We start from the raw sequence: 25275 nt of genomic DNA, 5'->3' as shown, positions 1-25275 counted from the left end.
ACGAAAGAAGAAGAGACGGGTTTGATGATTGCTTGAAATCCAGAGGCTTTGTCAGCCTATTGGCACGTGTAACTTGCCGCCGAATTCACGTCGCCGCTGACATACTTGACGCGTTTTGGATACATGCAAATCGGTCGGCTGCGCGTGGCATCGGGAGAGGTGAGAGGGATGGTGTCTGGCGCCTTCTTGTTCTCCACCCAATCTACGAGTTTGGCGTACATCTGATCCGCAGAGATTTGCGGAGTGATGTTCGACGATGCGTTGACCGTACCAGTGCCGCCACAATGACCACGACCAGGAATGAGGAACAGACGATGGAAATCTTGAGCCTTCGCATTTCCACCCGCAATGCCGGCTGACCTTGCGTAGTAATTCAACATGGCCTCTAGCGATACAAACGGATCCGAGATACCGACAAAGCTCAGCATCTTGGCCCCGGAACCATTGAATTTCGTCAAATCCGGGTTGTTGGAATCGATGTTGGCGAATACCTTGTCATTCAATACTTTGCCCAGGTAGAACGACTGGGCGTATTGGCTATATGAGAGTCCCATCCAGCGATTCTGTCCCGTCCCAGAAGCATTGATATAGTCCGGGCGAGTGTAGGAGAGGTCTTGGAAGTTCCACGCAATTTGGTCGGTTCCCACAGCCAAGATGCCAATGTTCGGAGCATTGGCGACAGTGCCTGCTACGAAATCCAGCCCGGTGCCTCGTTTGTGACCCCACCAGAGCTGATTGGAGCTGCGGACAATGTTCGTGCCATTATCCTGGGCCGGATCAGGCACGGTGCCATCGGCCGTTGGTCCGTACCAGATTTTGTTAATTGCTTGAGCCTCGGCTTTCGTAACGCACGACGCCGTGGTATTCGTTCCTCCGTCGCTAGTGCAAAGTACTGACGCGTCCTTTGTCGGGTCATACTTGCATTGGTCGTAGTTGGTCAAATACCCGTCGTGAGATCCGTTCACGGAGCTGTCACACGCCTGCACCGCAGCAGCGGAAACGGCATCTGTCTTCGCCTTAGTCAGAAGAGGCAAGCCTTGATCAGCGAGATCACGCTGCATGACCATTTGCGCATGCATTAGAGCCGGAAAGTACTGTGTCTGATCAAGGGAAACAGCGTCGGCGACGATGCCGTCGTAGTCCGAGGGGTAGGTCTGGGCGGACTGATAGACCGCGCGACCGCCGCTGGAACAGCCATAGATATACGACTTCGATGGGGCTTTGGCGTAGAAGGCTGTGGCCAGCGCTTTGACCTTGACCGACATCTCGTGAACTGCGCGGCTGGATATCTCGTTCCAGCCAAAAGTGTTGGGTGTCCCGTCGGGAAGCGTGAGGAACATTCCAAACAAACCGTCGGTATGCCCACCGTCAGTGACCACTGTCACCGTGTTGTTGTCTGCGCCAAATTGGGCCAGGCTAAGCATCCCAATGCCTGTCGACGACGTGATATCGCCATTGCCCATAAATGCCCCAGGCGCTTCAGCACGAATTCTGCCGCTCCAGGTAGCGACGTTTGGCAACCAGACCTCATAGCCAATACCTGCTGTCGTCGATGGAGCCCCCGCCGGTCCGGGATTGCCCGGCCCAACGCGAAGCTTCACCAGGCACATGTCAGCTGTGGCCTTGGGTGTATTGGCTGGGGGAGTTGCAGCCAAGGATAGCGGATCGCCTTTCTTGAAGGACTTCACAAACAACACTTGCGTGTTGCCATCCGGCTTGAAGGAGGTCTTAAGACCATCATCGCAGGAGAGTGGCGCAACGGTGGCGACTGGCGGCGATGTTGTGCTCGGAGGGGTACTACTGGACGTGGTATCGCCGTCGCCCCCGCCGCAGCCAGAAAGGGATGCCGCGACAGACGCTGCCACCCACAAGTGCAGCCGTTTCTTCGCGGGACTGATTCGCTTGCCTCGCATATGCATGGTGTCTCCTCTCCTTTTGTTGCCTTCTGGTGGTCGTTTTGCAACGACTCAAAGTGAAAGTGATCGTTTATAAATACGAAAGCCTGGATCACTTTACTGATGAACGCAAAAATTTATGTGTGAAGTGTAGCCAAGCGCTAACGACGCCACCTGTCATGGTTTTCCCCATGTCAGTATTCAACGTTCAGTACTGCCATGCAGAAATTTTGGCTTCAAATCAGGGAGATATGCACTTTCCGAGTTGAAGGAAAGATTGGATGAGCGAAGTCGCAGATGCATAGGTGTTTTCACCTATGCATTTCAAATTGCTTATGTGAAATTAAGAAAAGTGGCCTTTTTGCCGCTTTCCGGCCGCGTTTCGGGAGATCGAGTCAAGCCCTCAGCGCGATGGGCACGGAAGCCGCCCAAAATGTTGGGGCAAAGCGGAAAACGAGCGGAGGCCTCGGTCGCAGGGGAAGCGAGTTGCGACTTTAGCGAACCGATTTCTGCAGTAGCGACAAGGAAGATCGACAAGGGGGCACCTTTGCCTCCTTACTGTCGATCAGTGCTCGCGAGTACAGAGTGACACCCACTGAGGTCGTTGCCACTCCACTGGCAGTCGCTACTGCGGGGCGTCGAGACTCGGATGTCCTGGAGAGGTCCTGCGCTGCCAATTTCCAGCCTGTCCCTCAAGGTAGTTACGGATGAAGTCCATGAGCGTGCGAGCTGCAAGCGTGGGATAGCGATTGGGCGCGGTCAGCATGTAGATGCTGTCGCCGACCGCCTCAGGTTCGCATTCGTCCAACACTTCACGAACCACGCCGGCTCGAATCTGACGCCATACAGCGTAGCGTGGAAGTAGCGCCACGCCCAGGTCCGCCATCATCGATTCGAAAAGGAAGCGGTAGTCGCCGGATTGGATGCGCGGACTTAGGCGCAAGGTGTGCGGTGTCCCGGAGACCCAAACCTTCAGGCTAAAACGGCGACCGAGTGACTGAGGTGTTATGAAATCACACTGCTCCAAATCAGAGAGATCACGGATTGGGCTGCGAGCATCCAGGAAAGCCGAAGAAGCGCACAAGCACCATCCCACTCCGCAAATCCGACGTGCAACGTGATCCTCCGGAGGCTGCGAGGTGATTTTTAGCGCGACGTCGATCTCTGCCGAAATCAAATCCCCAATGCTGTCGTTGATTGCTACGCGTAGAGAGATTTGGGGATGACTCTTCGCGAACTCCAGCAGCAACGGTGTCAGATACAGGTGTCCGAGACCGGTCGGAAGCCGGATGCGTACATCGCCCCGGACGACATGCCCCAGCCGGTCGATGGATGCCCCCGCTGACTGCAGCTCGTCGAGCATGCGCAGCGCATGTGAATAGAGGAGTTGGCCGGCTTCAGTGAGTTCGACATTGCGAGTCGTCCTGCGCATCAGTTGAGCACCCATGCGCTCTTCCAGAATCTTCAGCCGGCGCGAAGCGTTCGAACGCGTCATTCCGCTGCGGTCCGCAGCCGCTGTCAGGTTCGGAGATTCAACGATGGTGACGAAGAGTCTTATGAGATTGAGGTCGAAATTATTGTCAATCATGAATCAACACTGTTGGCACAGTTTGGCGGATTGTCATGGCCGCGAGCCGGAAATAGGATAACTCATCCTCCTTGAGCCCTGCGCGTATACCGGCGCCGGCCGGCGCATCGAGGTAGAAGGAAATAGGAGACATTAAAAGTGACTAATAAAACATTCGGCGCTGCCGTCATGCGCCTGCCACTCTTTGCCACCCTCAGTGCCGCCGCCACTCTTGCGCTGTTTACCGCGCTGCCAACGGTAGCTAACGCGCAGTCGTATCCGCAGCGCCCCATTCGGATGGTGCTCCCATTCCCCTCTGGCGGCCCCACTGATCTTCTCACTCGCGTTGTCGCTGTAAAGATGGGGGAAGGGCTTGGTCAGAGTTTTGTTATTGAAAACAAGCCTGGTGCTAGCGGCATGATTGGAGCGGAAGCTGTAGCCCGCGCGCAGCCTGACGGCTATACGTTGCTGTCGAACGCGTCCCTCCATATCATCGCGCCGCTCGTTCAGCCAAAGATGAGGTATGACGCCGTCAGCGATTTCGCGCCCATCACGCAACTTGCAGATGTTCCTCTCGTCTTGGTGGTCAACAACAATTCGCCGGTGAAGAGTGTCAAGGACCTCATCTCCTACGCCAAGACTCAAGGTGCGCCGCTAACTTTTGGCTCGCCAGGAAACGCATCGTCCCAGCACCTCGCTGGTGAATCATTCAAATTGGCGGCCAAGGTGCCGATGCAGCATGTTCCCTACAAGGGCAGTGCACCCGCGCTAACGGATCTCATGGGGGGGCAAATTCAACTCATGTTTGATTCGATGCCGTCGGCAATGCCGTTCATTAAATCGGGAAAGCTCAGAGCCGTAGCTGTGACAACTGCGAAGCGTTCGACAGCTTTGCCGGACGTCCCAACGGTATCGGAATCTGGACTTCCTGGTTTCAACATCAGTACGTGGTATGGGCTGTGGGCACCGAAAGGAACGCCTCCGGCAATTGTGGAAAAGCTCGCAGCTCAAGCCGCCGCTGCGCTCAAGCAGCCAGATGTCAGAAAACAGTACGCCGAAATGGGCGCTGAACCGGTTGGTTCAACGCCGAAGGAATTCTCGCAATACATCAGTTCCGAAGGGAAGAAGTGGGACGAGATCGTGCGTCGCTCTGGCGTAAAGGCGGACCAGTAACAAGATCGGCGAGGTCGCATCGATAGCGAAATCGCCGATTTCGAACGTCAGGAAGTACGTATGAAGATTGAGAACAACAGTGTTGTCCGGACAGAAACGTGTTCTGTCGCAGTGGCTCGACGTGTGGCAGCAATGCTCGGCTGTGACCCGACTCCCCTTATTGAGGGAACTCCTCTTCCACGTGGCTGGCAGTTTGTTCTGCTCGGAGCAGATACGCCGCGCAGCGAACTGCGTAGTGACGGGTTTCCGGGGCTTGGCGTACCGATGCCCGATCTGGGCCTTCCGCGACTTATGCTCGGTGGCCGCTCTGTTCGGTACTTCAAGGACATCTCTGTGGGAGCAACAGTACGCCGGATAAGCTCGATAAAGAATCTGGTGGAAAAGAGCACTCCCGCAGGCCCTATCGCGATCGTTGACATTGCGCACGAGTTGGCCGTCAACGACGAAGTGGCCATCGAGGAAACGCAGACGTATCTCTTGCTATCAGCGCAGCGGAGTTCGAGCGCTGGTGCATCAGTACCGGGAGATGCGTCGCACGGTGAAGTCGAGAAGGTTCTCGTTCCGGATGCGACTCTGTTGTTCCAGTATTCCGCTCTTGGCTTTAACTCCCACAAGATCCACATTGACCGCGCCTATGCCAGGGACGTTGAAGGGTTTCCCGACTTGGTCGTGAACGGTGGGCTAACGACATTGCTGATGACGGAGTTCATTTCCAATGACGTAAAGGCGTCTCTTGTCAGTTTCAAGACAAAGCATTTGGCGCCGTTGTATTGCGATCGTCCAGTTCGGCTTACGGCGGAGCGCCGGGATGACAAATTGTATGTGGTGGCGCAGGACGACCACGGCGTTGTTGCTGCAAAGATGGAGGCGGAGGTCAAATGAGTTTCGAGCCGTTGAAAGGGATCCGAATTCTGGATCTGACAAGCGTAGTGGTGGGGCCTGTATGCACCTGGCGCCTCGCACAGTATGGCGCTGAAATTATCAAGGTCGAGAGTCCTGATGGTGATCTCATGCGAGGTCTTGGCGGGCAGTCTCCGACGGGCCAGCACTCCGGCACCTACCTTCATTTCAATCGCGGCAAGCGAAACATTTGCCTGGACCTGAAGAAGCCCGGTGCTCTTGAGGCCGTCGCGAAGCTCGTAGCATCCGCGGATGTCATTGTTGCCAATATGCGACCGTCCGCTCTTGCGCGACTCGGACTTGATGATGCGACGATTCGTGGGAAGTATCCAGGGAAGATCTATTGCCTTATTACCGGATACGGCACGGATGGTCCTTACGCCGGTCAGCCTACCTATGACAGCGTGGTACAGGCAGCAACAGGCATGACAGGCCTATCGCTCGCGAGAGATGGCACGCCTTCGTATGTGCCCATGCTTATTTGTGACCACGTTGTAGGCGAGATCACTGCAGGCGCCGTGTTGGCTGCAGTGGCGCAATGGCGTACGACGGGAGAGGGATGCAGTATCGAGGTGCCAATGTTCGAAACGATGTCTGCATTTGTTTTGCAGGAACATCTGGCACAGCGTAGCTTCGACCCGCCGGTTGGCCCGGCCGGTGACATGCGACTTCTTAGCCCGCACAACAAGCCTGTCCAGACGGCCGACGGATGGATTTCATTCACCGTCAACACGGACTCGCAGGTGCGCGCTTTCCTGAAGGCTGTAGGAAAAGATGAGTTGTTGAGTGATGCACGGTTTGCGACGGTGTCCTCGCGGGCAACCTACGTGAAAGAATGGTTCGCCATTCGCGGTGCTCCGCTGACCCAACGGACAACGGCCGAGTGGCTTGAGATACTGTGTGCGGCAGATATCGCCGCAAAGCCGTGCCATACGTTGGAATCGCTACCCGATGATCCTCACCTGAAGGCGGTCGGGCTCATTAGTTATGAAAATCACCCGACAGAGGGTAAGACGGCTGCTCTGCGTTCGACCATCCGGTTCAACGACTCTTACTCGCCTCTTCGCGCGCCAGCTCAGCCCCGCGGATGGGAGAGCCGAGAAATACTGGAGGAACTTGGCTTGTCAGCCGAAGAGGTTCAAGAGTTAGTTGAGAAACGTGCCGTTCTAGCCGAGGAGGCCAACGCGGAGTAAGGATGGATGGTGCCCTGTGACACTGATAGGCATGAGTATCCCATCAGTGTCGCAGGAAGTTTTCATCGTTGGACCGCTCCGCAATGCAGGCAAGTCAAGCTTGCTCAGATTCCTGCGGCTGCGCCGCCAATTTTTGCAGATAACAGCCTTGCTGCTGCGCCGAGCGCGTCCTGAATCTCCGCTATGGTGATGCGTTGAGTCTGGTCGATGCGTTCTGCATACGGAATAGTGAGAGCTGCGATGGCCTTGCCCTGCGAGTCGAGAATCGGGAAGCTGACTGCGTAAAGACCGCGAACCTGGGAGCTTGGCGATGACTCGTAGCCTCGTTCTCGGATGAAATCCAAGACCGCGTCAATTTGAGGGTCTGCCTGATCATCCCTACGCTGCAACGCTTCCGCGATACGTAGTTTGCGTGTCTCTGAATCTTGAAATGCGACTAGCACTCGACCGGAAACAGAAATCAAAACATCAAGGTCGGAGCCTACTCGCAAGCTGAAGCCCATGCCGCTCGGGGTGTCGACCTTCGCTACGACGACCTGCTTGCCGTGGTTGTACACGGTCAAATGACAGGACTGGTCAAGGTCGCTTGCCAGCCGATTCATGATCGGCATCGCCTCGAGCAACAGCTTATGCGTCGGCGGGTTCAAGTGGGCCAACTCAAACATCTTGGTCGTGATGCAATAGCTATCGTCGACCTGGGCGACATATCCGCGGTTGACCAGGCACAATAACATCCGGTAAATCTCACCGACGCTACGCCCCATGTGCGCGGCGATATCCTTCTGCGTGACCGGCGATTGGCTGCGGCATAGCAACTCAAGGATGTCCAGCCCCTTTTCAAGAGCGGGGGCTGAATAGTTCCGGCTGTTTGTGTCCATGCCCTCCTGGGCATTTGCGTCTTGGGTCATCATTTCCGCCTTGCTGATCTGCTAAAGTACGTCGCAGTCTTATGCTTGTGGTGTCAAGCTTAGCGGAATGACTTTCTTAAGTAAATAATGACTTTCACTAATGAAAGCCGTTGAGCGGTAAAAGTCTTTTTGCGCCTAATGCGCCACTTTGTGGCGCACCTTATAGGCACTAAGCTGCCAATGCTGCCATGCAGTTGAGCTCTCCCAAGCTCACGTCGACCGCGCCTGCCTCCCCATCAAGTCGGCTCCGGTAGGCAATCAGTTGCTTGATGGTGATAAGAGGGAGAGCATGCCGGTCCGCAAACTCCACAAGCTGGGGCCATCGTGCCATTGACCCGTCATCATTCACAAGCTCGGCGATAACTCCACCGGGTCGCAGTCCCGCCAGCCGTGCCAGGTCTACTGCTGCTTCTGTATGTCCGGGGCGTTCCAGAACACCGTTGGCGACTGCGCGCAAAGGAAACACGTGGCCCGGCCTGGTAAAGTCGTTTCCTTTAGCTTCAGGATCCACCAACGCTCGAATTGTTGCTGCGCGTTCGGCAGCCGAAATCCCCGTAGTGGTACCTGCCTTCAAATCTACGGAGACGGTGAACGCTGTCTGATGAGAGTCGGTATTTCGTTCGACCATGAGCGGAAGGTCCAACTCCCTCGTTCGCGCGGGCGGCAGGGCCACACATAGTAGGCCGCTTGTCCAGCGCACCATAAACGCTATGGTTTCGGGAGTCGCGAACTCTGCAGCGACTATCAGATCCCCCTCATTCTCGCGATCTTCGTCATCTGCGACGACAACAGGGCGGCCAGCAGCCATGGCCATCAAGGCGGTTTCAATACTGGATGTTTCAGTGCGCGCTAAGGGTTTGACGAGTTCCATGATGTCTCCATTTTTGATGTTGGTATGAAGAGACAGCACGATATGTGCCAGAGAGGAACCCTTGCAAAATCTAGGGCGAGGGGGGCGCTTAGTGTCGCGCCTAAAACGCGCTGCGACAGTCTTGCGTCGCAGCGCGTCGGAAGTCGGCCTTAGCCTTTGTCTTCTGGCCTTTCGATGCCAAGTTCGCGCATCTGCCGGTGCAGCGTAGATCGTGACACTCCTAGGTTCGTTGCCGCAAGTGAAACGTTCCAATGGTACTTCTGCAGCGTCTGTTCGATGCTGTCTCGTTTGCTGCGAATCCTGGACGTTGACTCACCACAGCCAGAGCCCCCCAGTGGACCGGGAAGGTCCTGCACTCCAATTACATCATCTGTATCGACTGCTAGAGCAAAGCGCGCTGCATGTTGAAGTTCGCGTAGATTCCCTGGCCAGGCGTGGGCTGCCAAGGCTCTGCGCGCCTGCTCATCAATCTTCGGTGTGCGCTTGCCAAGATTTCGAGCCGCCTGTTCGAAGCACTTATCGAAGAGGTGGATTCGATCCTCGCGCTGGCGCAAGGCGGGAAGTCGCACGGTCGCGCCCGCAAGACGGAAATACAGATCTTCGCGGAAGCGGCCTTCTTTTACCAGTTGACAAATGTCGTGCAGGCTTGCGGCAACGAGCGCGAAGTTGACTCTCACCGGTTGTGTGGCGCCGACCGGCACAAACTCGCCATCGGACAGTACTTGAAGAAGGCGCGTTTGAAGTCCAATTGGCATGTCCCCGATCTCGTCGAGGAAAAGCATGCCACCGTCAGCCTCTAACAGACGACCGCGTGAGCCTTGGCGAGAGGCACCAGTGAACGCGCCTGCTCTGTAGCCGAATAGTTCGCTTTCGATGAGTTCGGATGTGATAGCCGCACAGTTGATTGAGACAAACTTACTGTCATCTCCGCCTGTATCAAGATGCAGAGCCCTCGCGAGAGCGCTCTTTCCTGTGCCCGTCTCACCCTGCAGAAGAATTGGTACGCGATGGGCAACAAGACGCCTTGCGATTCCAATCGACTCCCTGATTGCTTCATCATCACCCACGAGATCGTCAATCGACGGACGATCCATTGTCCCTACGCGCGGAGCCTTTGCCGGGCGTAGGACATGTGACGAACGGTGAGCGCTTGACTCCTGCAGGCGTAGAAAGAGCTTTCCTTCGTCCGAGTGCAAAGTTGCATCTCGCCGATTGATTGTGTTCAACCAGTCCTCCATGCCACGAATCGCTGCCAAGGGCTTTCCGATGAGCTGCACGCCATGCGAGGCAAGCATCTGCTGGGCCGATGGTGTCGCATCGATGATGGAACCTGAGCCGTTAAGCGCAAGCCTGGCCTCGGTTGCCATGTCGCCGAAGTCGCCGTAATGGGAGAGGCGCAGAATAGAATTGCTAGCGTTGCGTTGATCGAAAAACAAGTTCTCTATGCGACGAGCAGAGGCAGCGACGACCTTGCGGACCACGGATTGAGTAATGTGGTCCGATGGCAGAAGTGTGGTGAGATTGAGTACAGCAACCAACTCACCATATGCGCCAAAAATCGGCGCCACGGTACAGCTTATGTTGCCCAGGGTCGCAGCGAAATGGTCGCCCATCACCACCGAGACTGGACGGCGCTCTCTAATACATAGGCTGATTCCATTCGTTCCTTGCAGTTCCTCCGTCCAGAGAGACCCGGGCAGGACGCCGGCGGCCTGGCAGGCATCACGCGCGAGATCATGCGAACGAAAGTCCAGGGCAATGCCATTCGCGTCAGTCAGCAAGGCGACATAACTCTGCTCTGACAGAAGGTCGAATAAACGTTGAACTTCGCCCTGGGAAAGAGCCAACAACTCGGCTACCGGCTCACGGTGATCCTGGATCTCAGTAGCCGTCAGAACCAACGGGCGCCCAATGCGGTCCGGACTCAAGTTATGTGTTTCAACGCAACGGTCCCAAGACGCAAGGACGCTGCTATCAACCTGCGCCGGTGTCGCAGGCATAGTCTGGCCATGATTCGCCAGGACCAATTCCCGTCCGGGATGATTGCGGTCCACTTACATGTCTCCTATCCCGAACCTTTGCGGTTCGTGTGATTCTGAAATGATACTTCAGGGTGTTCAGCTGCTCCTAGGATCTGGCTTGTGAAGAATGCGGCTTCAGCCGCATTGTGGATTTGATAGTCGCTAGTCTCATACCCCGTTGAACACGGAGACGGCGCGGGCGGTCAAGTATGCGTCTAGTGCTTCCGGCCCGCCTTCAGACCCGAAGCCAGAATCCTTCACCCCGCCAAATGGGAGTTCTGCGGAGGTCGCTGCCGCCATGTTGACCCACAACATGCCCGCATCGACATATCGGGCTAAGACATCGGCGTTTCGCAGGGAGCCGGTAAATGCATACGCGGCCAGGCCATAGGGAAGTCGATTAGCTTCGGCGATGGCGTCGTCGAGCCGTTCAAAGGAGCGAATCGCGGCAAGTGGTCCGAACGGCTCTTCATTAAACGCCTTGGCGTCCTTGGGAACGTTATCTAGTACCGTTGGCAACCAAAAATTCCCGTCTTCGCCCAGTTGCTCCCCACCCGCCAATAGATGGGCGCCACGCTCCATCGCGTCGCGTGTGAGCGCCTTCATAGCGGTGATACGTCGCTCGTTTGCAAGCGGCCCCATTTTTGTTTCCGGCAGCAAACCGTTGCCGACGGATAAACCTTTGGCGTATGTGGCCAGGGCGCTGGAAAACGCATGGTGAATGTCGGCGTGGACCAGGAACCGTGTGGGCGAAATGCATACTTGGCCAGCATTCCGAAACTTGGCGGCTCCGATAGTGCGAACTGCAACCTCCACGTCTGCGTCATCGCACACAATGACCGGCGCATGCCCGCCAAGCTCCATAGTGGTTCGTTTCATGTGCTGGCCGGCCAAGGCGGCCAGCTGCTTGCCCACCGGCGTGGAACCGGTGAACGTGATCTTGCGGATTATCGGGTGGGCGATAAGGTGCGAGGAGATCTTAGCGGGGTCGCCATAGACTAGGGACAGCACACCGGAAGGCAGGCCTGCGTCGGCGAATGCTCGGACAAGGGCAGCGGGAGATGCTGGCGTCTCCTCCGGACCCTTAACGATGATTGAACAGCCGGCCGCCAGAGCAGCGCTGACTTTTCGCACAACCTGCAGAATCGGGAAGTTCCAAGGTGTGAATGCCGCGACTGGTCCGACCGGATCCTTAAGTACCATCTGGCAAATCCGCTGATCCGTGCGTGATGGGACGATTCGCCCGTAAGTTCGCATCCCCTCGTCAGCGAACCATTCGACAATGTCTGCCGCTGCGTTCGTTTCCGCTACAGCCTCCCTCAAGGGCTTGCCTTGCTCCTGGGTCAGCAGATGCCCGATGGAATCCGCTCTTTCCCGTAAATTCTGGGCCGCGTCGCGGAGGATCTTGCTCCGAACCGCGGGGGTGGTGCGGCGCCAAATTTCGAATCCGCGCTGCGAAGCAGCGATTGCATTCTCAAGGTCGTCCGTGCCTGCATGAGCAACGCGGCCAATTTCGTGGTTAGTAGCGGGATCAAGAACCGGGAGTGAACGTCCAGAGCCGGCTTCCATCCACTGGCCATCAATAAAAAGCTGGGTATTGGGATAGATCATGGTGTTTCCTCATGATGTTGGCCGGTGTTAGCCACCGTAGAAAAAATGCGAGTAGCCCCGCTACACGGGGCCGTACGGAAAAGGTGGTAGAGCGATGCCGTCGAGTCAGACGAACAGCATGCCGCCGTCGACTAGAATTGCTTGTCCTGTTGTGTAGTTGGAATCGGGGCCAGCCATCCACGACACCAGGCCCGCAACGTCTGCGCCGGTCGATACCCGTCCGAGTGCTATGCCTTCGGCCATGGCTTTCATGGACTCGCCCTTGCCAACTTTATTGATGGCTCCTAGGTCGGCGTCAACTTCCACCCACATTTGGGTGTCCACGATCCCCGGGCAATATGCATTAACCGTGATGTCATGCTTCGCCCACTCTTGCGCAGCCGCTTGGGTCAAGGCGCGGACACCAAACTTGGACGAGCAGTAGACGCCCAGAAGAGGAAAACCTTTGTGACCTGCGATTGAACACGCACCGATGATTTTTCCGCCAGTTCCTTGCTCAATCATGAACCTGGCGGCCTCGGTGTAGCAAAGAAATACTCCACGTCCGTTCACCGCGTGGACGCGGTCGTACTCTTCAGGACTAACGTCCAGTAAGGCTTTCGTCTGGGCGATTCCCGCGTTGGCAATCATGATGTTGAGCGAGCCAAGATGCTCAGCGGTGTCGCGCACAAGTTTCCGGACCGACTTGTGGTCGGAAACGTCGCCGGTCAAATCGATGGCCCTGACGCCAAGCGCTTCTATCTCCCGACGAGTCACTCGAAGTTCCTCTGCCATAGAAGGCAGGTCGGAAATGGCAATGTGGTGGCCGTCTCGGGCTAGTCGAAGCGCGATAGCCTTTCCGATGCCGCGGGCGGCTCCGGTGATGTGTGCAACGGTCATGCTGTCTCCTTGTATGTATTAGTTGTGATTTGGCTTCTACAGAGTTGGGTCCACAAGAACCTTCATTTTTCTGCCTGCTCGAAGTGCTTCGAACCCTTCCGAGATGAGATGGCTCATCGGGATCGTCTCAACCCACCCTGTCGTTTGGTAATGACCGCGTGCCATAAGGTCGATAACGGCCTGGTAGTCAGCCTCGGTGTAGCAAATGGTCCCTTGAATGCTCCGTTCCCGGAGTACCAGGTTCAGCAAGGGCGTGGGCATTGGTCTGTCGTAGATCGCCACACTTACGAGTGGGCGATGCTCGCCAAGGCAGTCGATAGCTGTTGACACGGCAGCCGGTACCCCCGCTGCATCGAATGCAGCATCGACTCCCGCCCCATTCGTTCGGTCAGCGATCAGTTCCGAGACGTTGACGGTTTGAGGATCCAACGTGCGCGCACCGAGGCCTTCGATGGCGCGTCGTCGCGTTTCCGACGGTTCGACTACGTCGATTTCGGTCAAGCCCATGCCGCGGAGCGCGAACCAAAGACCTATGCCGATGGGACCTGCGCCGAAAATCAGGGCGCGTCCTTGGTCGGTCAATTTCCCGAGAGTCGCGGCGTGATAGGCAACGGACATTGGCTCGACAAGTGCGCCCATCTCGACGGGAATGCTTTCTGGAAGCTTATGCACCATGTTCTGAGGAACGACGGTGTACTCGGCCATGCCTCCGTCCGCCATTAGTCCGTGAAATCCAATGCAGTTGCAGACGTTGTAGTAGCCCGTCCGGCAAGGACGGCAGTCTCCGCATCGATAGATCGGCTCGATGGCGACCTTATCGCCCTCCACTACGCCTGTTACACCAGGGCCAACCGCGGTTACGATGCCCGAGAATTCATGGCCCAAGACCACGGGCAGCTTCTTCCCAGTTAGTGGGTGCGGGCGGTCTTGTGGGACGAAGATGGGGCCATCGTAGAACTCATGAAGATCGGTACCACAGATGCCATTGCGGCTGACTTTTACTTTCACCTGGCCATCGGATACCTTAGGCTCAGGAACATCTTCGATACGTAGTTGGTTGTTGCCGTAGTACACCGCAGCTCGCATAGTCGTTATCCTTTTCTGTCGAGAGGGGAAGCTACTTGTTTTGTCGGCAGCGGTGCCTTGAAGGATCAATTTCCAAGGCACCGCAGAACAACTTCGGAGGGCTACATCAGGCGGCGAGTGCCGCTTTCTCCTGTGTCGAGGTCGCCGAGCGCAGTCCCGGCATGACTTCTTGGGCCAGGCGACGCATCGTTTCCCATTCCCAAGCGCGATTCTTGCCGGAGCCGTCCATCGATGCCATCAGGAGGCCACCAAATGGACCGGTCCGCTCACGGAAGGCGATGAGCTTGTCCAGCACGGTCGTCGACGATCCGTAAATGACCATGCTATTAATCAGCTGTTCAACTGTCACCTCATCATCGGGCTGCTTAGGGTCGTCTTTCATTACCGCCGTGTAATTGACGGCTTTCAGGACGCGCCACATATACTCGAAGTAGTAGTAGCTGCTGCCCTTCGGATCCATAACGCGATCCAACGCTTCTGCGTCGCTCTCGGCAATGACAAGATTCCGCGCAACCCGCCATTGGTCGCCGTTGGGAGCTCGGCCCGCAAGCTCACAGCCTTCGGTGTACTTTTTCCAATGACTGGCAATGACGTATTCGGGGCAGAAATTTGCGCTCATGGCCCCAAATCCACGTGCTGCGGCGACCTTGACGCTGTCCGAGAATGGCGACATCGCGGTCATCGAGATCGGCGGCGTCGGCTTCTGATAAGGCTTGGGCATGTAACCGATGCCTAGCTCCGGAATGACGCTGTCTTTTAGCGAGATGTTCCAGTGCTTGCCCTGAATATCGTACGGAGGATCCTGCGCCCAAATCTTCATGATGGTGTCGATGGACTCCATCATGCGTTCAGTGCGATAGGCGTTGTCCTGAACTTGGAACATCTCCATGTCGCTTGCCAGGCCGCCCGGTCCAATCCCGAAGATGAAGCGGCCCTTTGCCATATGGTCAAACTGAGCGACTTCTGCAGCGACGAGTGCCGGATGATGGTTCGGTAGCGCAATAACGCCCGTGCCAAGATGGATGTTCTTCGTTTGTCGCAGAACCGACGCGAGGAAGATGAGCGGCGAGGCAATAGGCTCGGTAGTGCAGGATGTGTGTTCGCCGATGAGAGCCTCGTCAAAACCGAGTTCATCCGCGTAGATGATCTTCTGCGCGTTCTCTTCGCAGGTTTCCCACATCGGGCGAGTGGGGGGATGCAGCGGCATTCCAAACAGGCCGAATTTCATTTTTGTCTCCTTTCAGTTTTGTTTGGGCAAAGTCGCCCAGGGATGAGTGCTTTCAGACTTCAAGCAGCAAGCGCTCGAGAAACACGTGCGCCGGCGCCGTTGAACCATAGAAGCGGGTCAATGACTTCGTCGTACAGCCGCACGCCGATAACGCGGCCGATGAGCAACGTGTGCGTGCTGTAGTCGATCTGTTGGTCCAGTTCGCAGAACACTGCGGCTGGGGCCGTCGGAAGGTAGAGCAGAGAGTGCGGGCCCTCTTGCCAATCTCCGGACACGAAACGCTCTTCTCGTCGGCTGCTCTGTGAGAATGGGGCGAGCAATTCGTGATGTGCCTCGCCAAGCACGTTCACGCAAAAGCGCCGATTCGCCAGCACCACCGGATGGAGGCCGGAGCTGCGGTTTGCGGCGACAAGCATCGACGGAGGATCCATCGACACGGGAATGACGGCGGACGCCGCCATCCCGTGTGGCCGAAGTTCTGCGTCACGGCTTGTGACCAACGTGACGGAGGATGCGATCCGTCGCATTGCGTTCCGGAAGTCCGATGCAAGGGACTGCTCATCGGCGGTCTGGATCGGAGAAATAGGTACTGACGACATTTGGGCCACCTCGGATTGAGAGTTGATCTCGACTCGAATAGCGCACACGCCGTGCCAGCACAAAAGTCATTAAAAATCAGTAGCTTAGATTTGATCCCTCTGTCCACCCTGCGACACCCATGCGACACCACTGTCTCGTTGTGCAGGGCGCACTCGACGACAACCCAGCGGGGCTATCGTTCCAAACAGCAAGGGATCGCGCTCTCGTGCATCACGCCACTTCGCTTTCAAACACAAAAGACTTCACGCGTATATGAATGCAGCCTATTGGGGGTGAGGTGGGGAACGTGCGGCGAAATCCCATTAAAGGCTGGAAAATAAGGGGTCAACGAGCCCGAAAATTTCGTGCGTCTAGAGGTAGGTGTTTTCACCTATGCATCATTGACTTCATAGATGAATACGCATACCTTACCTCCATGTGCTCATCAGCCTGTTTCGCTCCTGGTGAAAAAGAGCTGGCGCGACACAAGTTGGCGCCGCCCGCGCCGCAACTTTCGTATGCAAGAGGAACGACATGAAATTCAACTTTCACCACATGAACCTGTGCACGGACAACCTGCCGCGCCTGACCAAGTTCTATCAAACGCTTTTTGACCTGGGCACGATTCGCGACGAGGAGCACACGCGGGTGAACGCAGAAAGCGATGCCAGCGGCTACAACGGTAACGTGGATTTCCTGACCGACGGGGCTATCGAGTTTCACTGGGCCGAGCGTGATCTGAATACCGGATTCAAGATGAATCAGATCGTTAATCCGATGGCGCGAGGTCACTTCTGTTTCCGCACAGATGACATCAAGGGCTTCAAGGCGAAGCTCGACAAGCTTGGTATCCGCTATTCGGACTATGGCCGGTGGGCGATTGCAGGTTGGCACCAAGTCTTTCTGCAAGATCCGGATGGGAACGTGATTGAAGTTCACCAGCCCGGAGTTTTTGGCGGGTAAGAAAAGTGCCGGACAAGTGCCACTTGTCCGGTTTCTCGATGCAAGCGAAAGCGTCCAAAAGCGACGTGAACAAGAAATTAGAACAGGAGACAAGCATGAGCGACCTCAAGGCCGCCAAGGCCAACGCCATCACGCCGCAGGCGAATCTCAATCGTCGTGACGCACTGAAGAAGGTTGTCGGGCTCGCGGGTGCTGCGATCGTCCCGGGCAGCATGCTAGCTCCCGCAGTAGTACGGGCAGCTGATACTCGAAAGTTCAAGTACAAGCTGGCTATCTCCCTTTCAGACAAGCATCCAATTCCCATCGGTCTCAAAGCCGCATGTGCGGATATTCTGCGAGAGTCAGACGGCCGGCTTGATATTCAGGTCTTTTCCAATGGCCAGCTTGGAAGCGATACCGACACCATCGCTCAGGTGCGTTCGGGTGCCATCGACTTCGTAAGTACCGCCGGGTTGGTATGGGGAACCCTTGTGCCGGTCGCTTCGATCAACGTCGCAGCATTCGCATTCCCTGACTACCAGACCGTATGGAACGCAATGGACGGCGAGCTCGGGGCTCACATCCGGAATGCCTTCGCGAAGGTCAATCTGGTGCCCCAAGCAAAGATCTGGGATCACGGATTCCGCCATGTCACGACAAGTGGAAAGGGGATCAGCGTTCCCCAGGATCTCGCAGGGTTGAAGATCCGGGTGCCGGTGAGCCCAATGTTGACGTCGCTCTTCAAGTCTTTGGGGGCCGCGCCAGCCAACATCAACTACGGTGAGCTCTATACCGCGCTTCAAACAAAGATCGTTGACGGCCAAGAGAATCCCCTCGCAGTAGTTGAAACCGCAAAGCTCTACGAAGTGCAGAAGTCTTGCTCTCTCACGTCGCATGCATGGGACGGCTTTTGGCTGTGTGCAAACAAGCGCTCGTGGGAGGCACTCCCTGAGGACCTGCGGCAACTGGCTAATCGAACCTTTGACGCCCACGCCATGAAAGAACGCGTCGAGAACGCTGCGTTGAATGCGTCGCTGGTCGAGTCCTTGAAGGGTCGGGGCATGGCATTCAATAGCGTTGACGGCAAGCCGTTCCGTGCGAATCTGCAAAAAGCCGGTTACTACGCGGAATGGAAACAGAAGCTCGGACCGGAAGCCTGGGCCATTCTCGAGAAGTATTCGGGTCGCCTAGCCTGACGTAACGCGGTCTCTGCCCGCGTGATCGCGCACGCGATATGGCTATCGCGTGCGCAACAAAATCGTGCTTGAACACCCTAGTAGCGAGCGTCTTTTTGAAGGTGTGAGCTAGCGGGGCATCTCACCCGACACGACTCCAAACTAGGGCGAACAACCATGACATCGCTGCATCTAAAAAGTATGGACACCACCACGAAGCTGACACCTGAGGGAAGCGATTCTGGCAATAAGCATCGCCAGAACAGTCGTCTTGCCTGGCTGACCGTTTTCAGTCGCGGCATGGACTACGTTACCGAAGTGCCGGCAGCACTGCTGGTGCTCGCCGAAATAATATTGCTGTTCGCCGGCGTCGTATGTCGCTATGTCTTTCATCAGCCATTGATTTGGTCGGATGAACTGGCCTCGATTCTATTTCTCTGGCTGGCAATGTTGGGATCGGTCATTGCATTGCGTCGTGGCACTCATATGCGAATGACTGCTTTGGTCGACATTGCTTCGCCTAGTCGCCGTGCGTTCCTGGATGTCTTGGCCATTGTGGCGGCGGGCGCATTCCTACTGATGGTGGTCGAACCTGCATTCGAGTTCGCCGCTGAAGAAGTCATCGTAACGACACCATCCCTGGGGCTTTCGAACGCTTGGCGTGCAGCTGCATTGCCATGCGGGGTTGTTCTGATGGTGGTTGCTTCGCTCCTGCGCTTGGCAGAAGTCGCGAACTGGAGACTGTTTGCGGGAGCAGTGGCAATCGTAGGTCTAGTCGCAGTGTGCATGCTGCTTGTGCAACCCGCATTCGAGGATCTTGGAAACATCAATCTACTGATCTTCTTCGTCGGCATTGTGGCACTGCTAGTGTTTGCGGGAGTTCCAATTGCCTTCTCCTTCGGGCTCGCGACGTTTGGGTATCTTGCGCTAACCACCAGCACGCCAACCATCGTTTTGGTCGGACGCATGGATGAAGGGATGTCGCACCTTATCCTGCTTGCCGTGCCCTTGTTTATCTTCTTGGGACTGATCATGGAGATGACTTCCATGGCGCGGGCGATGGTGCAGTTCCTAGCGTCGCTGCTCGGCCATGTGAAGGGCGGCCTTTCATATGTGTTGATCGGGGCAATGTATCTGGTTTCCGGTATCTCTGGTTCGAAGGCAGCAGACATGGCGGCTATCGCCCCTGTACTGTTTCCCGAGATGCGCCAGCGAGGGGCAAAGGACGGAGAAATGCTGGCACTTCTGGCTGCGACAGGCGCGCAGACGGAAACAATTCCGCCCAGCATCGTCTTGATTACCATCGGGTCGGTTACCGGCATCTCAATCGCGGCTCTTTTCACTGGCGGCCTTCTGCCAGGGCTTGTGTTGGCCGCCTTTCTGGTCGGGGTTGTGTGGTACCGCCGCAGGGGCGTTGCGATGCCCGTAGTTCAGCGCGCTACCCGCAAGGAGATTGGCCGCGCTTTGCTGGCCGCTTTTCCTGCGCTGGCACTCCCATTCCTTATTCGTGCGGCAGTTGTCGAAGGCGTAGCGACGGCGACGGAAGTATCCACCATCGGCATTGTCTATTCCGTGCTGGTCGGCCTGCTGATCTATAGGAAGTTCGATTTCAAAAGGGTATGGCCGGCGCTGGTGGACACGGCAGTTCTGTCTGGCGCAATCCTGCTCATCATCGGTACTGCAACTGGCATGGCATGGTCACTTGCACAGTCTGGTTTCTCGCATCAACTAGCTGAAGCAATGTCACAGCTGCCAGGAGGAGCGGTCGGTTTTCTCGCTGTGTCTATCGTTGCATTCATTGTCCTCGGAAGTGTGCTCGAAGGTATTCCAGCAATCGTGGTTTTTGGACCTTTGCTGTTTCCGATCGCCAAGCAGTTTGGCATCAACGAAATCCACTACTCCATGGTGGTAGTTCTCTCGATGGGCATCGGTCTCTTCGCGCCGCCGTTTGGTGTTGGCTACTACTCAGCTTGCGCGATCGCGCGTGTTCATCCCAACGAAGGAATTCGGCCGATTCTGGGATATCTGGCGGCTTTAGTCGCGGGAACGATCTTGATCGCGGCGGTGCCTTGGATTTCCACTGGCTTCCTGTGAGGCGTTGAACGAACTGAGCCAAGTGCGCTCGGCGAGTGGGCGAAATTTCTCAAATTTGTTTGGATGTGAAAGATGCTTCTCAAAGATAAGGTCTGTGTCATTGTTGGAGCCGCATCATTGCGCGGCATTGGTTATGCCACCGCGGAGCTGTTCGCGGAGCATGGTGCGAAGCTGGTGGTGGTTGACCTGGCAATGCGAGAGGAGGTCGCGACGGAGATTCGCGCGTCGATCGAGCGTAAGGTCGGACACAGCGTCGAGATCCTGGGCGTCCAGTGCGATATCGGTCGAGCCGAGGATTGTTCGCGTCTCGTCGAAACCGTGATGGCGCGATTCGGGACGCTCGACTGTTTGGTGAACAGCGCCGCTGTCGTGAAGTCGCAACCGCTGCTTCAGATTTCGGAGCCGGATTATGACCTCATTTTGGATGTGAACCTGAAGGGTGCCTTCAATCTGTGCAAGAGTGTCCTGCATACGTTCGTCGAGAAAAAGCAGGGGATTATTGTCAACGTTGCTTCGGTTGCTGCACAGCGCGGTGGCGGACTTGTGGGCGGTGCACACTATGCGGCTTCAAAAGGTGGTGTCATTAGCCTGACGCGCACCATTGCCCGGGAGTTCGGTCCCCAAGGGATCCGCGCGAACGTCGTGTGTCCGTCTATGACCGAGACCGGGATGTTGGACGGAAACGTCTCCGAAGCGAAGTTCAAGGAGATCATTGAAGCAATCCCAATGAAGCGCGCGGGACGCGCGCGAGACATTGCGGGTGCTTGCTTGTTCCTCGCCTCCGACCTTGCGGCGTACGTCACTGGTGCCACCATCGATGTCAATGGTGGAAGCCATATTCACTAAGCGTATCGAGTGGGATGTGGATGACTAACTCCAATTAGTCCACGGTGTGGGCTCACATGCGCAAAGGCTAGTTTCGACGGAAGGATGCTAGCCGTTTCTGGCTAACTATAGGCAGGGCGTACTTATGAACATATTCATGACAGGGGTCACAGGGTACATCGGTGGCTCTGTGGCCGCTAACCTCGTCTCAGCGGGATACTCGATTCGTGGCCTCGTCCGCGATGAAGAGAAGAACGAAGTTCTGCGCGAATTGGGCATAGAGCCTGTACTAGGGAGCCTTGACGACTTTGAGCTGCTAAAGAGTGAGGCAGCGCGTGCTGATGGGGTCATCAATACTGCTAGCAGTGACCATCGAGCTGCTGTCGAAGCTCTGATTGAAGGGTTGGAGGGAAGCGGGAAACCATTGCTACACACGAGTGGCATTAGCCTCGTTGGCGCACCCCTATGGGGCGAACTAGGCTGCGGGCACGCTTTCTCGGATCGTGACATCTTGGTAATCGGTCCGGACAAGGCGGCTCGGTATAGCATCGATATGCTTGTTTGCACCACGGCAGGTATTCGCGGCGTCGTTTTGTGCAATGCGCTTATCTATGGTGACGGTCCTGTTATGCAGCCACACAGCGTTCAGGTTCCACCGCTGGTCCAATTTGCGCGCGAAGCCGGCAGTGTCTGTGTAGTTGGTAGAGGTCTCAATCGTTGGTCCACAGTGCACATTGATGACGTAGTTGCACTGTACAGACTTGCCTTGGAAAGATCGGAAGCCAAGGGATTCTATTTTGTCGAAAGTGGAGATGCGTCGTTCGTAGAGATCCGCGATGCGATCGCGGCGCGATTGAAACTTCCATGCGGACCAGGGTTGTCAGAGGCGGAGGCAATCGAACGTTGGGGTGTCAATCGGGCGAAGTACTCCCTGGCAGGTCAGAGTCTCGTCAAAGCCGAACGCGCAAAGAACGATTTAGCGTGGCGACCAGCACATCATTCGGTCCTGGAATGGATTCGAAACGAGATGCCCGTGTAGATCGTGGCGTTCTCAAAATCAATTGAGGCAGTGGCGTTATGGGCTCGGCAATGCTGAGCCCATTTTTTTGACGGGCAGTAGAACCTAGCTGATAGATCTATCGGGCGCTCAGGTAACACGCTCTTAATGGAAGGCCATCTCAATACCATAAGAAGGCGTTGCATCTTAAAGGGGTCTTGCGTTGCGCGCGTGGACGCCCCCGAAGGCTTAGCCCTAGCGACAGCAGGTCTCCAGGTGAGCCACATTGATGCACTATGCGACACGTCCGTTGCGTAGCTGTCGCGGCTGCAACTAGCGAAGGTCTCCTAAGTATCTGATTGATAAGGAACGGACTCCTGGCATGGAGTCTGCGATCCCGTGCCGATGGTCATCGCCGACCATCAAAAAACCAAGGCACGAGGAGACATTGCGGCATGAAACAGAAGTCTTTGATTATTGGCGCCCTCATGGGATGCGCTGTACCCGCTTGGGCGCAATCGGGTGTGATTCTTTACGGCGTTATCGATACGAATATCGAGTATGTAAGCAACGTTTCGTCCGTGCCTCCGGGGAGCCCGGGCTTTCCCGGCAAGGCCGGGAACAAGTTTGCAATATCGTCTGGTGGTTTGGCAGGGACGCGATGGGGGTTGCGGGGCGAAGAAGACATTGGTGGCGGAAACAAGGCGCTCTTCGTGTTGGAGAGTGGCTACGGTAGCGACGACGGTTCGACCCAACAGGGCGGGAGACTCTTTGGCCGGCAGGCCTTTGTCGGCCTGGAGTCCAAAGCACTGGGATCGGTCACGCTGGGAAGGCAATACACGTCAATGTTCGATGCGCTGGCCAACTTCTCGCCGACGGCATTTGCGACCCAGTACGAACCGGTGATTGCCATGACTGGTCTCAACTTTCGTTCTGACAATACCGCGAAGTACACGGGTGTCCTCGGACCCATCACACTCAGCGCGCACTGGTCGTTCGGAAATGGCGTTTTCGGAAATGGTGAGGTACCCGGCCAATTCAGCCGCGATAGCGGATATGGGACCGGTATCTATTACTTATCCGATCGGTTCGGGCTCGGTGTGGGATATGACGTGTACCATCCATCGATGACTGCTTTTGGCGACCCCGGTGTCGGTAAAACTCAAAAGGCGGCGGTCGCGGCAAGCTACTCTTTCGGCCAGACAGTGAAAGTGATGGGGGGATACCGCTGGGGGAAGAACAACTACAACATCAACAGCGCTACTTTCCTGCGCGATGACCTCTATTGGATAGGTGTGAACTATCAGGCGACGCCCGCCGTAACCCTGACTGCCGCGTGGTACTACGATGACGTAAAGCGCATTCAGCTTAGTAGCTCGGGGGCGGCGACGAATCCAGCGAATCCTTGGCAAGTCTCTTTCATTGCAGATTACAACTTCTCGAAGCGCACCGATGTCTACCTTACGACAGCCTTTGCGAAGAACTCCGGCTTGAACTTTGATACGTCGACCATCGGCTTCGCGAACGGATACTTTCCTGGGGCTGGCAAGAACAACATGGTGGGTGTGGCGCTGGGCATTCGCCACAAGTTCTAGTGCGGTGATGCGTGGCTGACGGGGCGATGGGTGGGTGCACAACTTTGCCCCGGCAGCCAACAGGTTTTTGATACTCAGTCTGCTTGCTTTACCACAAGATTGCGGAAGTGAGCGACCGTGCCCGACTCAAGCCAAATTCCAACCCCGCCGTGCTGCCGAGGGCCAAGCCTTAGGTCGTTCACAACTAATGTTGGCTCAGGATCGTTATCTAAGAAGAGCGACGCGTTGTTTCCGACAACAACGAGCTTCATGTGAATCCATCTTCCTAGACCGATGTTGGCATGTGTTTCGTATTTGCCAGGGGCTTCAGCTCTCAAGCGATTGAAGCGGAAGTCGGGGTACGCGACGTACTGTACGGTATGGTCACGCCGGGATTGCTCGTCTGCGTTGGAGTTGGTTGGGCGCAGGTAAATGCTCTCGAACCTTCCTTGGTCGTCGATACGGAAGGTGAGGCCGACGAACCCTCTAGCGTAGTCAGGAGCGTCAGGAGCCAGGTCGCTGGCAATATCCACCTCGACAGTCCCATCATGAAAATCAACCGGCAACCAGGCCATGAAGTCGCGGTCGCTGAGAGTTTCCTTACTTGCATCTTGGTAACTTGAGGAGGGCATTCGAAGTTCCAATGCCGGCCCTCCCAGATATGTCGTCGATTGAAGCTTGACACCGGACAATCGGTAGGAGTGGGGGGAGTGAGCCGTGCCGTCCGATAGGAAGCTAGCGAGGTCGGCTGTAAACTTCACCGGATTCTTTAGCATCAAGAAGTGGTCACCCTGCTCCTTCGATGTGTACACATAGAGCTTCGAGCCGGGCAGCGTGCTGTGAATCCACCGCTGGCTTGGCAAATTGTTGCTCTCCTCACCGGTGAAGATCGCCACCGGGATATCGATCTTGCTTCGAATGACGTCTCGCCAGTCATTCATGATGTGGTCGAACAACACTCTTCCAAGCGCCTGCGGATCGTTCTTGATGAACTCACTCGCAAATGCTGATGAGTTGGCGTAATACGGAGAATCTTTCAAGGCCGCGCGTTGCCAGGGTAGCAAGTCGGTCACCAGGCTGTTGAGTGGCTCTCCGCGGGTGAACCCGGCGACCATGCGTTCAGGCGAGGTAGTGGTTCCCCCTGCTTGAATCCTTTCTTGCTCGCTCCAGTCCTGATGGGCGTAAATCGAAACCGGCTCATCTACGAATACGGCCTTTTTGATTCCACGCGTACCAAACAGATCGATGTAACTCCAAAGTACTGCTGCGCCCATCGACCAGCCGACATAGTCGGCTTTGGCTAGGCCGAGGTGGTCAGAGAATTCCTTAAGATCCATTGAGAACCGAGAAATTCTGCCGCCGTGTTCAACCCGTTGAGATAGACCCTGGTTGCGCGGATCGAGAACGAAGACGTGATAGTTCTTGCTGAGCAGATACATCACATTGACATAGTCGGCGCCGCTTGCAGACCAGCCAGGGATGAAGATCAGAGGTTGAGCTTGCTTTTGGCCGGCTTCCCAATACGCCAGTTCAACTCCGTCGGACGTTTTGAATCTTTGTATCTCAAGGTCTGAAAAGTGAGAGAGGGTGTGCGGAAGACCTTCGATCCGGTTAGGAAATTTGAAGTCCTTGCCAAGCACCTTTATTGCTGATTCGGCGAAGGAATTTGACATGATAAGGAGCATCCCAAGGCAGGCGAGTAGAGGGCGCAGCATGTAAGGTTGAGGAGTAGCTTGAGGCAAGGGCCTAATGGTGAC

At 56.0% G+C, this 25275-nt stretch carries 20 protein-coding genes; 9 read left to right on the top strand and 11 right to left on the bottom strand.

Annotated elements, in window-relative coordinates:
• Nucleotides 1–56: 56 nt before the first annotated feature.
• Nucleotides 57–1919 (bottom strand): tannase/feruloyl esterase family alpha/beta hydrolase, encoded by a 1863-nt coding sequence (locus ACO550_RS19645; protein WP_315593635.1) that lies wholly within the window; start codon nucleotides 1917–1919, stop codon nucleotides 57–59.
• A 601-nt stretch (nucleotides 1920–2520) separates the two neighbouring features.
• A complete protein-coding gene (locus ACO550_RS19640) occupies nucleotides 2521–3483 on the bottom strand; it encodes a LysR family transcriptional regulator (protein ID WP_315593634.1) in 963 nt (320 codons plus the stop codon).
• 168 nt (nucleotides 3484–3651) lie between these two features.
• Here ACO550_RS19640 and ACO550_RS19635 point away from each other — a divergent pair, with 168 nt between their 5' ends.
• From ACO550_RS19635 to ACO550_RS19625, 3 genes are read left to right on the top strand one after another with little or no spacing between them, the layout of a single operon-like run.
• Nucleotides 3652–4635 carry a tripartite tricarboxylate transporter substrate-binding protein gene (locus tag ACO550_RS19635; protein ID WP_315593730.1) on the top strand — a complete coding sequence of 328 codons (984 nt, stop codon included), beginning with the start codon at nucleotides 3652–3654 and terminating at the stop codon, nucleotides 4633–4635.
• Nucleotides 4636–4695: 60 nt separating this feature from the next.
• Entirely contained in the window at nucleotides 4696–5517 is an 822-nt protein-coding gene (locus tag ACO550_RS19630) for an HTD2 family dehydratase (protein ID WP_315593633.1), read from the top strand.
• Nucleotides 5514–6728 carry a CoA transferase gene (locus ACO550_RS19625; protein WP_315593632.1) on the top strand — a complete coding sequence of 405 codons (1215 nt, stop codon included), beginning with the start codon at nucleotides 5514–5516 and terminating at the stop codon, nucleotides 6726–6728. The genes ACO550_RS19630 and ACO550_RS19625 overlap by 4 nt, the downstream gene beginning before the upstream one ends.
• 104 nt (nucleotides 6729–6832) lie before the next feature.
• On the opposite strand, the gene ACO550_RS19620 is transcribed toward ACO550_RS19625, so the two are convergent.
• The 8 genes from ACO550_RS19620 to ACO550_RS19585 all read right to left on the bottom strand — a co-directional run bounded on the left by ACO550_RS19620 (nucleotide 6833) and on the right by ACO550_RS19585 (nucleotide 15859).
• Entirely contained in the window at nucleotides 6833–7639 is an 807-nt protein-coding gene (locus ACO550_RS19620) for an IclR family transcriptional regulator (protein ID WP_315593631.1), read from the bottom strand.
• A gap of 166 nt (nucleotides 7640–7805) precedes the next feature.
• Nucleotides 7806–8507 (bottom strand): 3,4-dihydroxy-2-butanone-4-phosphate synthase, encoded by a 702-nt coding sequence (ribB, locus tag ACO550_RS19615; RefSeq protein ID WP_315593630.1) that lies wholly within the window; start codon nucleotides 8505–8507, stop codon nucleotides 7806–7808.
• Nucleotides 8508–8656: 149 nt separating this feature from the next.
• Nucleotides 8657–10561 carry a sigma 54-interacting transcriptional regulator gene (locus ACO550_RS19610; RefSeq protein ID WP_315593629.1) on the bottom strand — a complete coding sequence of 635 codons (1905 nt, stop codon included), beginning with the start codon at nucleotides 10559–10561 and terminating at the stop codon, nucleotides 8657–8659.
• 135 nt (nucleotides 10562–10696) lie between these two features.
• The gene (locus ACO550_RS19605) at nucleotides 10697–12139 is read right to left on the bottom strand and encodes an NAD-dependent succinate-semialdehyde dehydrogenase (RefSeq protein WP_315593628.1); all 1443 of its coding nucleotides are present in this window, start codon (nucleotides 12137–12139) and stop codon (nucleotides 10697–10699) included.
• Nucleotides 12140–12244: 105 nt separating this feature from the next.
• Nucleotides 12245–13018: an SDR family oxidoreductase gene (locus ACO550_RS19600; protein WP_315593627.1), complete on the bottom strand. Its 774-nt coding sequence runs from the start codon at nucleotides 13016–13018 to the stop codon at nucleotides 12245–12247.
• 36 nt (nucleotides 13019–13054) lie between these two features.
• Entirely contained in the window at nucleotides 13055–14092 is a 1038-nt protein-coding gene (locus ACO550_RS19595; protein WP_315593626.1) for an alcohol dehydrogenase catalytic domain-containing protein, read from the bottom strand.
• 118 nt (nucleotides 14093–14210) lie between these two features.
• Nucleotides 14211–15332: an LLM class flavin-dependent oxidoreductase gene (locus tag ACO550_RS19590; protein WP_315593625.1), complete on the bottom strand. Its 1122-nt coding sequence runs from the start codon at nucleotides 15330–15332 to the stop codon at nucleotides 14211–14213.
• 59 nt (nucleotides 15333–15391) lie between these two features.
• Entirely contained in the window at nucleotides 15392–15859 is a 468-nt protein-coding gene (locus ACO550_RS19585; RefSeq protein ID WP_485994944.1) for a flavin reductase family protein, read from the bottom strand.
• A 586-nt stretch (nucleotides 15860–16445) separates the two neighbouring features.
• On the opposite strand from ACO550_RS19585, the gene ACO550_RS19580 reads away from it, so the two are divergent.
• The 6 genes from ACO550_RS19580 to ACO550_RS19555 all read left to right on the top strand — a co-directional run bounded on the left by ACO550_RS19580 (nucleotide 16446) and on the right by ACO550_RS19555 (nucleotide 23539).
• On the top strand, nucleotides 16446–16874 hold the full coding sequence (locus ACO550_RS19580; protein ID WP_315593623.1) for a VOC family protein: 429 nt from the start codon (nucleotides 16446–16448) through the stop codon (nucleotides 16872–16874).
• A 95-nt stretch (nucleotides 16875–16969) separates the two neighbouring features.
• The gene (locus ACO550_RS19575; RefSeq protein ID WP_315593622.1) at nucleotides 16970–18049 is read left to right on the top strand and encodes a DctP family TRAP transporter solute-binding subunit; all 1080 of its coding nucleotides are present in this window, start codon (nucleotides 16970–16972) and stop codon (nucleotides 18047–18049) included.
• Between the two features lie 279 nt (nucleotides 18050–18328).
• Complete coding sequence (locus ACO550_RS19570; RefSeq protein ID WP_315593729.1) at nucleotides 18329–20122, top strand: TRAP transporter large permease subunit; 1794 nt, start codon at nucleotides 18329–18331, stop codon at nucleotides 20120–20122.
• 72 nt (nucleotides 20123–20194) lie between these two features.
• Nucleotides 20195–20968, top strand: a complete 774-nt coding sequence (locus tag ACO550_RS19565) for an SDR family oxidoreductase (RefSeq protein WP_315593621.1) — start codon at nucleotides 20195–20197, stop codon at nucleotides 20966–20968.
• A gap of 136 nt (nucleotides 20969–21104) precedes the next feature.
• Nucleotides 21105–21986 carry an NAD-dependent epimerase/dehydratase family protein gene (locus ACO550_RS19560; RefSeq protein ID WP_315593620.1) on the top strand — a complete coding sequence of 294 codons (882 nt, stop codon included), beginning with the start codon at nucleotides 21105–21107 and terminating at the stop codon, nucleotides 21984–21986.
• Nucleotides 21987–22399: 413 nt separating this feature from the next.
• Nucleotides 22400–23539, top strand: coding sequence for a porin (locus tag ACO550_RS19555; RefSeq protein WP_315593619.1), 1140 nt, complete (start codon nucleotides 22400–22402; stop codon nucleotides 23537–23539).
• Between the two features lie 74 nt (nucleotides 23540–23613).
• Here the strand turns inward: ACO550_RS19555 and ACO550_RS19550 are convergent, their stop codons facing one another.
• Nucleotides 23614–25191: an alpha/beta fold hydrolase gene (locus ACO550_RS19550; protein ID WP_315593618.1), complete on the bottom strand. Its 1578-nt coding sequence runs from the start codon at nucleotides 25189–25191 to the stop codon at nucleotides 23614–23616.
• Between the last annotated feature and the right edge of the window lie 84 nt (nucleotides 25192–25275).

Source organism: Cupriavidus sp. (assembly GCF_057315035.1).
The sequence above is the reverse complement of the archived record's forward strand: the minus strand, read 5'-3'. Positions and strand labels throughout refer to the sequence as shown.